The organism is Dyadobacter luteus, from assembly GCF_003383615.1.
GTDB lineage: Bacteria > Bacteroidota > Bacteroidia > Cytophagales > Spirosomataceae > Dyadobacter > Dyadobacter luteus.
On the sequence record NZ_QNUL01000009.1, the window covers coordinates 69,286 to 81,543 of the forward strand.

A 12,258-nucleotide genomic window follows, 5' to 3' on the forward strand; every position below is an offset into this window, starting at 1 on the left:
ATACTATTTCAAATTTTAACAAAAGCCGTATGAAAAAACTCTTAACTATTGGTCTGTTTTGCACGATGACGGCATTCGCCAGCTTCGGGCAGAACCGCACGATTAAGTTCGACACTGACGTGGTCACCAAAGATCAGGTAACCATCAAAGGACAAAAAGTTGCCTATTCGGCAACGGCCGGCAACCAGCCGGTATGGGACGAAAATGGCAAGGCTATAGCCAGCCTTTTCTATGTCTACTATGAAAGAACAGATGTACCTAACCGGGAAAACCGCCCCTTAGTGATCTCCTTCAATGGGGGACCCGGAGCAGCCTCCTGCTGGATGCACCTGGGCTACACCGGCCCAAAACGCCTTCTTATTGACGATGAAGGGTACCCTGTGCAACCTTATGGAATTCAGGACAATCCCAATTCTATTCTTGATGTGGCAGATATCGTCTATGTTGAGCCTGTTAACACAGGATTTTCAAGAGCCGCCAATGATTCTATCCCGAAATCTAAATTCTTTGGTGTAAATGCGGATATCAAATACCTGGCAGAGTGGATCAATAATTTTGTTACCAGAAAAAACAAATGGAGTGCTGCCAAGTACCTGATCGGAGAAAGCTACGGCACTACGCGCGTATCCGGTTTGGCTCTGGAATTGCAAAACTCACATTGGATGTACTTGAACGGAGTAGTACTGGTGTCGCCAACCTCTCTTGGCTTAGACCGGGGAGGTCAGGTGGCAGCAGCTAACCTGCTGCCTTACTTTGCAGCTACCGCCTGGCACCACAAAGTACTGGCTCCTGAGCTACAAAATAAAGACCTGACAGCGATGCTACCGGAAGTGGAGCAATTTACGATCAACGAACTACTCCCGGCGATCACAAAAGGAGGATTTCTGGAACCGGAAAAGAAAAAGGCGATTGCCGCTAAAATGTCCAAATACGCTGGTATATCAGAAAAGGTAATTCTGGAACATAACCTGATGGTTCCCGCTCCATTCTTTTGGAAAGAACTACTTCGTGACAAGGGCTATAACATTGGCCGTCTGGATTCAAGATATCTGGGGATAGATAAAGAAACAGCAGGAGAAAGACCTGATTATTCTGCCGAAAACACCTCATGGCAGCACAGCTTCACACCCGCCATCAACTATTACCTGCGCGAGGTGCTTGGATACAAGACAGATTTAAAATACTTCGTGGCTGGCCAAACCCGCCCCTGGGACAGAGAAGGAGCCAATACAGATATGACCGGCGAAAACCTGCGCCAGGCTGTTGCACAAAATCCTTACCTGCACGTACTTACACAATCCGGCTATTATGACGGAGCCTGTGATTATTTCAATGCGAAGTTTAACATGTGGCAAATGGATCCCGGTGGGAAATTCCAGAGCCGTTTTGACTGGAAGGGCTATAGAAGCGGACACATGATGTATTTGCGTACAGAAGACCTGGTTACCTCTAATGAGGACGTGAGAGAGTTCATTAAAAAAACTACTCCGAAACCAGATCAGCCGGCAAAATACAGTCGGTAGTGTCACATTCAGTCGCAATTGTAATTCACATTCAGTCTAAAAAATTATGAAGCAAATATTTATTATGGCGATGCTATCCATTGCCACTTTAAGCCCGCTGGCCGCTCAGAAACCAGTACCACCCGCACCAAAACCAGAAATTAAAGCAGCAGGTGAACCGAAACCAGTGAAGTTAATCCTGGATTCTACTACTACGCTTAACCATACAGTTACCATCAAAGGTGCTAAAATTCCTTACTCAGTTACCGTGGGTACTCAGCCTGTATGGGATGAGGCTGGAAAGGCGATAGCCGGCGTATTTTACACCTACTACGAAAGGTCTGACATAAAAGACAGAAAAACGCGGCCTTTGGTTATTTCTTTTAATGGTGGTCCTGGTACAGCTTCAGTATGGATGCACATGGCCTATACAGGACCTAAGCTTCTGAATGTTGACAGTGAAGGATATCCTTTAATGCCTTATTCGGTAAAAGAGAACCCAAACTCCATTCTTGACATTGCAGACATTATCTATATTGATCCGGTCAATACAGGATACTCGCGCATGGCAGGAAAGGATGTACCCAAATCCAAATTTTTCGGCGTTAATGCAGATATCAAGTATCTGGCCGACTGGCTGAATACATTTGTAAGCCGTAAGAACCGCTGGTTGTCTCCCAAGTATCTGATCGGCGAAAGCTATGGTACCAACCGTGTTTCCGGACTTGCCCTGGAATTGCAAAACGCCAACTGGATGTATCTGAATGGTGTTGTGCTGGTATCACCTACGAATCTTGGAATTGACCGCAAAGGACCTGTAGGATCTGCAAACATGCTTCCGTACTATGCAGCAACGGCATGGCATCACAAAGTTCTGGCCACCGACCTTCAGCAAAAAGATCTAGTACAGATGCTGCCCGAAGTAGAGCAATTCACAACAAATGAATTGATCCCTGCACTGGCTATGGGCGGAGCGCTGGATCCGGCAAAACGTAAGGCTATGGCCACCAAAATTGCTCGTTTTTCAGGCTTATCGGAAAAAGTGGTAATGGAGCACAATCTGATGATCCCACCACAATTTTTCTGGAAAGAGCTACTGAGAGACAAAGGATTCACAGTTGGCCGTCTGGATTCGCGTTATTTGGGTATTGACAAAGAGGACTCAGGTGACAGACCAGATTATGCTGCTGAATTGACTTCATGGCTGCACTCATTCACGCCCCCGATCAACTATTACTTCCGTGAAGTATTGGGCTACAAGACAGATCTGAAGTATTTCATGTTCGGCCCTGTTCATCCGTGGTCAAGATCAGGAGAAGATACCGATAAAACAGGAGAGAATCTGCGCCAGGCGATGGCTCAAAACCCTTATCTGCACTTGCTGGTTCAATCCGGGTATTACGATGGAGCATGTGATTATTTCAACGCTCAAAACAACATGTGGCAAATGGATCCATCCGGAAAACTTAAAGCAAGAATGGACTGGAAAGGCTATAGAAGCGGACACATGATGTATCTGCGCCAGGAAGACCTGGTATCGGCAAACAACGACCTTCGCGATTTTATTAAAAAGGCGACGCCAAAACCAGGTCAACCTGCCAAGTATTAATAAAACAATAAATGAGTTTGTAGCCAAAGAGCTGCAAACTCATTTTACTTTAATCCAATCTTATTATGCGCAACTTATACAAATGGACAGCCCTGGCGCTTGGACTTTTCCTGCATATCAATGCAGCGGGACAAGCCACAAAAAAAGCGCCTGAAATCAAAGAAGGAGATGGTCCCTACAACCAGCTCATTATACGCGGTGCGACACTTATCAATAGTACACTTTCACCTCCCATCGGCCCGGTAGATATCGTGGTGGAGAAAAACAGAATCGTAAGTATCACCACGGTGGGAAATACCACGCTACCCATTGATCCAAAGCGCAGGCCCGCTTTAAAGGCCGGAGGAAAAGAACTACAGGCTGAGGGCATGTACCTTTTACCTGGTTTCGTAGATACGCACGCGCACATCGGAGGTGGTTCAAAAGGGGCACATGCGGAGTATGTTTTCAAACTTTGGATGGCTCATGGGGTAACTACCATAGCAGAACCGGGTAGCATGAACGGTCTGGAATGGACTTTGGATCAGAAAGAGAAAAGTAGCAAAAATTTGATCACAGCGCCTCGCATCAAAGCTTACTCCCGCTTTGGTTTAGGAAGTAACGATCCCATTTCCACACCAGAACAAGCCCGTCAATGGGTTAGAAACAATGCAAAGGCAGGTTCAGACGGTATCAAATTCTTCGGCGCAGCTCCGGAAATTATGACTGCCGCTCTGGACGAGAACAAGAAACTGGGACTGCGCTCGATGATGCACCATTCACAGACCGATGTGGGCAGATGGAATGTAATGAACAGTGCCCGTGCAGGCCTGAACTCTATGGAACATTGGTACGGACTTCCTGAGGCACTTTTTACGGACAGAACCGTTCAGAATTATTCGCTGGATTACAATTACACCAATGAGCAGGATCGGTTTGGCGAAGCAGGCACACTCTGGAAACAGGCTGCCCCACCCTTCTCTGATCGTTGGAACAAAGTAATGAACGAACTTCTCTCCCTGGACTTTACATTGTCTCCCACCTTGAATATTTATGAGGCCAATCGGGACTTGATGCGTGCCAGAAGAGCTGAGTGGCATGAGGATTACACCATGCCTCAGGTTTGGAGCTTTTACGCGCCAAGCTGGAATTCACACGGCTCCTACTGGCATTCTTGGGGAACCGAGCAGGAAATTCAGTGGAAAGAAAATTACAGACTATGGATGGCATTTATCAATGAATACAAAAACCGCGGGGGTCGTGTAACAACCGGCACCGACGCAGGTTTTATTTATGAGCTGTACGGCTTCGCATTTGTCAGAGAACTGGAACTGCTTCGCGAAGCTGGATTTCATCCGTTGGAAGTTATTAAATCTGCCACCTTGAACGGAGCTGAGTCATTAGGACTGGATAAAGAGCTGGGCAGTGTAGAAGTAGGAAAACTGGCAGATTTTGTTTTGGTTGAAGAAAATCCGCTTAAAAATCTGCAGGTGCTCTACGGTACCGGTGCCATTAAACTGACTAAGGAAAACAAGATCACAAGAGTTGGGGGTGTAAAGTATACCATCAAAGACGGCATTATTTATGATGCCAAGAAGCTTCTAGCCGATGTAAAAAGATTAGTCGAGGAGGATAAGGCAGCTGCAGGTTTTAAAATCACCCAACCTGGTGTGGAGCCAAAGAAATAGATAGCGAAAAATTAACGGTAATAGACATACGTAAAATTTGATATTCAACCCTTACACAAGAGTTGTAGTAAGTTTCAATATGAATAGCCAGGGATTGCATCCCTGACTATTCATATTGAAACCCGCCGGATTTCCGCTGGCATTGATATCTCCAATACCGACATCATTGCAAATGAATTCTACCTGATAATCAGACAGTAAGCGTAAAATACACTTTCCGGCTCAATTTTACCACCCGACAATCCCACAGGGATTGAATACCATTAGCCCCGGATGCAAATCCGGGGTTCGGGTAACAAATAAGATTTCCTAACACAACAACCCTGTAGTGGTTGAGCAAAAAGTATAAGGAGATCAGATTACTAAGCCGATTTATGTCTGAATTCCTTTTTATAATCACTCGGAGACATACCAGTAGTTTTCTTAAAAACCCTGTTGAAATTGATAGCACTATTAAAGCCGGTCTTATAGGCTATAGTCGAAATCCCATCATAGTCGCCACTAATGATCTTCTTACAAGCTTCATTAATCCTCACTTCGTTCAGGAAGTTATTATAGGTTTTTCTGGTATGCTGCTTGAAATACTTGCAAAACGCATGGGGAGTAATATGGGCAATAGAGGCAATTTTATTCAGCGTAATATTCTCTGCATAGTTTTCGAGTGTATATTGGAAAATGTCGTTCATTCTGTTTCCTTCTGATTCAGGAAACGGGTAATTTGAAAAACCTGTGGAAAGCGACTTCCAGCCTGTGACCTCTTTTGCGAAATACTGAAATACTTCTAATAATGAAAGTAATCTTTCCAAATTAGGCTTTCCTACCATTTTCTTGATCGCTTCCCCAACATGGGCGGTATGCTGTACGGGAAGCTGCAAACCTGTCGTACAGGAATCAACAAACTTCTTAATAGACCCCATTTCCGGCAGATTCATAAATGCCTGTGGAATGCGTTCCAGATCAAAAAAGATATGAATTGCATGCGCATTCTGTTTATCCAGATTATCAAAATAGGCAGGATCCGATTTAAAAATATGAGGCTGGTTCGCACCAATTACGTATACATCACCAGACTTAAAGGCCTGAGAATAATTACCCGCAATCAATGTTCCTTCGCCTCTGATGATGAGTGTAACCTGTAATTCCTTGTGCCGGTGAAGGAAATTATAAAAGTGAGGCAACAGATCCTCCTCTATAACGACAGCATCTTCTTTCGGGACAGGTGGAGTAAATTGTAATACTTTCATAACGGACTAGTTAAGGTTACAAATATTTATAGGAATTTATTCAACAGCATAAGGTAAAACAATCCGGTACATTCAGAATCAAAATATAAATATTCAGATAATTATATATTATAATCCAAAACTGAAATTACCCGTTAAAACACCTCAATCTCCTCAATCAGATCTGCACGTTAATTTTTTATCTTTTGTATGGCCTTCTCTACTCTTTACCAATATTATCATTTTATCCCGACAATGAAAACAGCCAGATTAATATTTGTTTAAGATTCGCCAATTATAATTAAAAATTATCCTGATCGGTAAACACTTCCACATACCGTAACCAAGTTTTTTTAAAGCGTCTGACTTACGCACTGTTTTTCAATGAAATACGATTTTTCAAAGTATGAGACAAAAATAATCCCGGCAGAAATTCCTGCCGGGATATTTAAACATCAAATCCCATAAGCTTATCTTGAATGGCTAACCGCAACAACTGTATGCGCGTCACCGTAATTGATCTTGTCCGTACTGAGGTTAATTTCTGTTTACTACAAACCGCGCCTCTTCATTTCGTTGGTCAAAAGAAACAGCTCTCTCCCGGTTTGTCCGGCAACTGAGCTATTTTCCTGTGCCCGCCTCAACAAATAAGGAATCACATCTTCTACCGAACCATAAGGCAGATACTTACTCACTTTAAAACCTGCCTTGGCAAGATTGAAAGTAATATTATCGCTCATTCCATATAGCTGAGAAAAAAATGTGATACTCCGGCGCGATTGATCCTGCTTCAATAAGTCCAGCGCCAGCATGTTACTGTCTTCGTTGTGCGTAGCTACTACTGTCGCAATCGATTCCGGTTGCGCGAGACAAAACTCTACTGCCCTGTTGAAATCCTGATCCGTTGCATTTTTATTTGGCTGAATCGGAGAAACGCTTCCTGTGGCCTGTGCCCTGGCTCTTTCTTTCTCCATATAGGCGCCACGCACAAGCTTCACCGCCAACGTGTAAGATCGCGCGGAAGCCAAAGCAGCACTTTGTTTCAGAAACAAGAGTTTGTCATGCCGGTAGAGCTGTATTGTATTGTATACGACCACGCGGTTTTTATTGAAACGCTCCATCGCCATCATCACAACTGCATCAATACTGTCCTGTATCCAGGATTCCTCTGCGTCGATGAGCACGCCCACACCCTTATTTCCAGCATGATCGCAGATTGCAAATGTTCTTTGAAGTACTCTCTCCCACTCTTGTCTTTCTGTTGAGGTCAGTAACGACAGGTCAACGAGCAAGCCGGTTTCATTGATCACTACACCTGGATTGACCTTTTCAAGTAATTCGAACCTGGCTAGTGCGGTAATTTTCAGGCTGATAAAAGGAATACTTTTTTGAGATGAGGCATAACCGATCGCCTTTATGAATTCTTCTCTTGCAAGATCAAAATTATCTTCCCCCTCCTTGGCTTCAGCACCATAATCGAGGATTACATCAACGTCGTATTCGTCCAGTTTTTTGATAGCAGGTGTGGCCGTTTCCAGGGTCTCCCCTCCTACAAACTGGCTGTAAAGCGTATTTTTCAGCAAACCCTTTACAGGCAGACGCCACTCAATAGCTTTCAGAATAAAGTCTGTTCCGATAGAAATCAGCCAGTTATACTTCATCATTTTAAATAACCAGTATGCCTTTCTGAGCTGTCCGTTCGTTTTGTACGCAAAGGCTTGTCTGGTATCATTGAATATTTTTTCCATCGCAATTTTCATATTTGCCTCAAAAGTAAACGACGAAATGCAGGAATAAATATTTTCGCAATTTCTGATTAGATATGGATAATTTGCGATTAAATCTAATCAGCCGGGGTGCTTTACCTTTGGACACCATATATGATTATTCCAATGCGTACTACAGGGAACATTATTATATGAAATCGGTTTATTATAAAGTACAAACTTAAAACGATCTGGCTATGACAAACGGATTTTTCACGGTGCCTGCATTACAAAACGAACCTGTTTTGGATTATGCACCGCAAAGTTCCGAAAGGTTCAAACTAAAAGAAGCTATAAAAGAGGCGAAAGCACATGTGGTGGATATTCCTATGTTTATAGGAAAAGAAGAGATCAGAACTGGTAAAAAAATGGAGATCAGACCGCCTCACGAGCACGGTCATATTCTGGGTTATTACCATGAAGGGGACGAAAGCCATGTTACCGCGGCAATTGATGCGGCACTCGCGGCCAAGCAGGCATGGGGAGATACGACCTGGGAAACAAGGGCTGCGATCTTCCTGAAAGCTGCGGAGCTCTTTGCCGGCCCTTATCGCTATAAAATCAACGCTGCTACGATGCTGGGGCAGTCTAAAAATGCATATCAGGCGGAAATTGATGCAGCTTGCGAGATGATCGACTTCCTGCGTTACAATGTAGCGTTCATGTCGGAGATCTACAAGCAACAACCTGTATCAGGTAAAGGAGTTTGGAACCGTACCGACTACCGCCCTCTTGAAGGATTTGTGTATGCGCTTACGCCTTTCAACTTCACTGCTATTTCCGGTAACCTGCCTGCATCCGCAGCTATGATGGGTAACGTGATTGTCTGGAAACCATCCGAGAATCAGGTGTATGCCGCAGCGGTGATTATGGAAGTGTTTCAGAAAGCCGGCTTACCGGATGGTGTGATCAACCTGATCAATGTAGACGGACCCAAAGCGGGAGAAATCATTTTTTCTCATCGTGAATTCGCCGGACTGCATTTTACGGGATCAACTGCTGTATTCCAGACAATCTGGAAAAACATCGGAAATAACATCAATAAATACAAAAGCTACCCGCGTATCGTAGGAGAAACAGGAGGAAAAGACTTCGTGGTAGCACACCCGTCGGCAAATCCGGAAGTTGTATCTACAGCACTTTTACGCGGCGCGTTTGAGTACCAGGGACAGAAATGCTCAGCTGCTTCCCGTGCTTACATCCACAAATCAATATGGCCGGCAGTTAAAGAAAAATTGCTTGCCGACCTGGCTACAGTGAAGGTAGGAACAGTTGAAGATTTCAGCAATTTCGTAAACGCTGTTATTTCAGAAAAAGCATTTGACCGTATTGCCACCTATATCGACAATGCTAAATCTTCTCCCGAGGCAGAAATTATAGCCGGTGGTACGTACGATAAGTCGAAAGGATATTTTATTGACCCTACCGTTATTGAAGTTTCGGATCCCCACTATGTGACCATGGAAGAGGAAATTTTCGGACCGGTACTATCAGTATATGTATACGATGACTTTGAGCAAATTCTGGATGTGATCGACAACACATCGATTTATGCGCTTACAGGAGCTGTGATTTCACAGGAACGTGAAGGCGTGGAACTCGCTTTGAAAAAGCTTCGTAACGCTGCGGGGAATTTTTATATCAACGACAAACCAACCGGTGCAGTTGTGGGTCAGCAGCCATTTGGCGGCGCACGTGGCTCGGGCACAAATGATAAATCGGGATCGATGCTCAACCTGTTGCGCTGGGTATCTCCACGAACAATTAAGGAGACTTTCGATTCACCGAGAGCTTATCAATACCCCTTTCTGAAAGAGGATTAAATTACTTTGGGCATGTATAGTGAACGGGATGCAGACTTTGTTTGTATCCCGTTTTTTGTTTGCAAGATTTCCAACCTTTTGATTTACAACAGCGTCCTGATCCTGACAACCATCTTCTACAATCCTATGCGTAATAATATTATACTGACACTGCTTGTATTTAGCATCTTAGCCTGCCGCACTCCAGATACAAAAGAACATGCCGCAGTGATCGGTCAAATTGACCACACCAAGTGTAATTACTGCGGCGGTCAATTCGTGTACGTTATCAACAACAACGACACCACAGAGTACAGGGCTCAGCTAACACCGCCTTTTAATCAGCTTGAACAAAAAGTGTTTATCCGATACAAGATAGATACCAGCGATGGCCTCAAAGAACTTGGAGGATTGATCATTATCAGTTCAATTCGAAATCGAAATGAATAGCCGTCCTCAGACAAATTCGGGGTTTACGCACTGCATCACATCTTGTCCCGACATGCTGTTACGATCAAAAGGGAAAGAATTGGTGTTTCTAAACTCAGTTCCATTCAGCTTGTTTTTACCCTGGTACATAAACGACAAGGTAGATTTGGGTTGACCGATGTTAAAAACGCGGGAGCCTTTTTCTGTATAATCCGAGGCAAGTTGTGTCAATAGCGCTGCGTCACTAAATTCCAGGCATTTTAGTGTAAAATAACGCCCCTCTCCATCCCAGTTCAGATAGAGTAAAAAACGACAGTCTGCCTTAATCTGAAAGTAAAAATTAAATCTTGGTTGATTATCAAAACGGCTCGAAAGCAACAATTCAGAAGACTCAGAATAATAATTTTTTAATTCGTCACGTAAATAGTCAATGACATCCATGCTTAGTAATAAATGATTGGTATCAGATGTGTTACTCTGACAAATATACCCCCCATCAATCAAATTTTCAACCCATGGGTTCGATAACGCATCATTTATCAGGCTTTTCTGATGTGTTTATCTGAAAGTCCAGGCGAGCATCCTGCTCACTTTTTGCCCCTGCGACATGCTGATCGTCTTCACATCTGAGACATCCAACGTTTTCAACTTCTTATAGGCTGCGGGTAAGGTTTCTTTTTTGGAAACCAATGATGTAAACCACCCACACTGGCCGCCGTATTCGGCACTCTCACCGATCATCTTTAAAATGAAAGATTGCTCGCCGCCAGGATAAGAAAGTTCAGCCTGCTGTCCTCCAAAATTAAGTGAAACACCTCCCGGCGTTTTTCCTCTTTTTAAATTATTCCATTTGCGTTGCGTACCTGCACTTGCTGCCGCCATAGAAGCATGAAACGGAGGATTGCACATTGTGAAATCAAATCGGTCATCGGGTTGGATAATACCATTAAAAATCTGCGAAGCCGAGGGTTGCAGCCTGCACTCAATCAGGGAAACCAGTTGCGTATTAGAAGCCACAATCTTTTCTGCATTCCGGAAAGCTTTCTGATCCGCCTCTGCGCCAACAAAAGACCACCCATAACTTTGGGTTCCAAGAATAGGATATACACAATTCGCTCCTGTTCCTATGTCCAGGCCCCTCACCTGCTGCCCCGTTGGCACTTGTCCGCCCACCGATAGCAGATCAGCGATATAGTGGATGTAATCGGCTCTGCCGGGAATAGGCGGACACAGGTAACCTGCCGGAATATCCCAATAGCTGATTTGATAAAAATGTCTTAAAATTGCCTTGTTCAGTGTCTTGACTGCTTCAGCGTCGGCAAAATTCACAGAATCGTTACCATATTCATTTTTGCCAACGAACTTTTCAAGCTCCTTACAACTACTGATCAATGCAGGAAAGTCGTATCTGAACCGGTGCGGGTTTCGCGGATGCAGATTGGTTTTTTCTTCTGCAACAGGTTTCTTCTCAGTAGTTTTTTTATGAGGTATTTTCTTCACTATCCGCCTAAATTATATCGTAACTCCGTCGCCATCCGTACTCAAAACCATACTCATATAATCAAAAAATGGTCGCATACTTTTGAAAGTACGATTTGCTTCTGTCAAAAAATCCTGTTGCATAACCTGTTGGTCAGAAAAATTCCTGATCAATAAAAACTGTTTATGTCTGAGCAGTTCAATCGCCGGATCATCAGCACTGAAACCTTTGGGAGTTGTTTTCAATTTTTCTCCCTGCAAAGTGCCAAACGTCTCTACGAAGTCCGCGGCATTCAAAATCGCTGTAATGGGATTGGGATCGAAACTGATATCTTCTCTGATCAGCTTCAAATCTTCAGCATTGGGTCCGTAAAATCCTCCCGCCAGAAAACAATTTCCCGGTTCTATATGAAAATAGTAGCCACCACGCAGCGCTCTGGTCGCCCTTGTGAAACTCCCGCTGAAGTTTATCTTGTAGGGAATTTTTTCCTTAGAAAAGCGGGTATCACGGTAAATTCGGTGTAGCACCTTTTTCCCCGAGGGCGTCTCTATCAGATCGTGCGACTGCATCAGTTCCAATAATGCATCTGCAAAATCAGTGAGTTTCTGTAGTTCCTCAAGGTATATTTCTTTATGTTCTCCAAACCACTCCCTGTTATTATTGTCTTTCAGCAGTTTCAAAAAATCGAGACCGGATGCTGAAATGCTTTTTTGATTTTTAGCCATGTACAAAGGTAAGAATTGCCTTGACTAATTTTTACAACCTCTTCTTGCACTCTGC

The 12,258-nt window shown here is 43.8% G+C and carries 10 protein-coding genes; 5 read left to right on the forward strand and 5 right to left on the reverse strand.

What is annotated here, in order from left to right; translation table 11 throughout:
* The first annotated feature begins 29 nt into the window (after positions 1-29).
* From DSL64_RS13285 to DSL64_RS13295, 3 genes are all read left to right on the forward strand, one after another.
* Complete coding sequence (locus DSL64_RS13285) at positions 30-1,523, forward strand: S10 family peptidase (RefSeq protein ID WP_115831394.1); 1,494 nt, start codon at positions 30-32, stop codon at positions 1,521-1,523.
* Positions 1,524-1,569: 46 nt separating this feature from the next.
* A complete protein-coding gene (locus DSL64_RS13290; protein WP_115831395.1) occupies positions 1,570-3,111 on the forward strand; it encodes a S10 family peptidase in 1,542 nt (513 codons plus the stop codon).
* Positions 3,112-3,176: 65 nt separating this feature from the next.
* Positions 3,177-4,778, forward strand: a complete 1,602-nt coding sequence (locus DSL64_RS13295) for an amidohydrolase family protein (protein WP_115831396.1) — start codon at positions 3,177-3,179, stop codon at positions 4,776-4,778.
* Positions 4,779-5,140: 362 nt separating this feature from the next.
* Here the strand turns inward: DSL64_RS13295 and DSL64_RS13300 are convergent, their stop codons facing one another.
* Together DSL64_RS13300 and DSL64_RS13305 are read right to left on the reverse strand one after the other, a co-directional pair.
* The gene (locus DSL64_RS13300; RefSeq protein ID WP_115831397.1) at positions 5,141-6,022 is read right to left on the reverse strand and encodes an AraC family transcriptional regulator; all 882 of its coding nucleotides are present in this window, start codon (positions 6,020-6,022) and stop codon (positions 5,141-5,143) included.
* 530 nt (positions 6,023-6,552) lie between these two features.
* On the reverse strand, positions 6,553-7,749 hold the full coding sequence (locus tag DSL64_RS13305) for a proline dehydrogenase family protein (protein WP_115831485.1): 1,197 nt from the start codon (positions 7,747-7,749) through the stop codon (positions 6,553-6,555).
* Positions 7,750-7,964: 215 nt separating this feature from the next.
* Between DSL64_RS13305 and pruA the strand changes: the two genes are divergently transcribed.
* Positions 7,965-9,590, forward strand: coding sequence for an L-glutamate gamma-semialdehyde dehydrogenase (pruA, locus tag DSL64_RS13310; RefSeq protein ID WP_115831398.1), 1,626 nt, complete (start codon positions 7,965-7,967; stop codon positions 9,588-9,590).
* A 12-nt stretch (positions 9,591-9,602) separates the two neighbouring features.
* The gene (locus DSL64_RS13315; RefSeq protein WP_115831399.1) at positions 9,603-10,019 is read left to right on the forward strand and encodes a hypothetical protein; all 417 of its coding nucleotides are present in this window, start codon (positions 9,603-9,605) and stop codon (positions 10,017-10,019) included.
* A 6-nt stretch (positions 10,020-10,025) separates the two neighbouring features.
* Here the strand turns inward: DSL64_RS13315 and DSL64_RS13320 are convergent, their stop codons facing one another.
* The 3 genes from DSL64_RS13320 to DSL64_RS13330 all read right to left on the reverse strand — a co-directional run bounded on the left by DSL64_RS13320 (position 10,026) and on the right by DSL64_RS13330 (position 12,203).
* On the reverse strand, positions 10,026-10,439 hold the full coding sequence (locus tag DSL64_RS13320; protein ID WP_115831400.1) for a hypothetical protein: 414 nt from the start codon (positions 10,437-10,439) through the stop codon (positions 10,026-10,028).
* A gap of 117 nt (positions 10,440-10,556) precedes the next feature.
* Positions 10,557-11,498, reverse strand: coding sequence for a 23S rRNA (adenine(1618)-N(6))-methyltransferase RlmF (gene rlmF, locus DSL64_RS13325; RefSeq protein ID WP_310587843.1), 942 nt, complete (start codon positions 11,496-11,498; stop codon positions 10,557-10,559).
* Positions 11,499-11,510: 12 nt separating this feature from the next.
* Positions 11,511-12,203, reverse strand: coding sequence for a DUF2461 domain-containing protein (locus DSL64_RS13330; protein WP_115831401.1), 693 nt, complete (start codon positions 12,201-12,203; stop codon positions 11,511-11,513).
* Positions 12,204-12,258 lie beyond the last annotated feature (55 nt).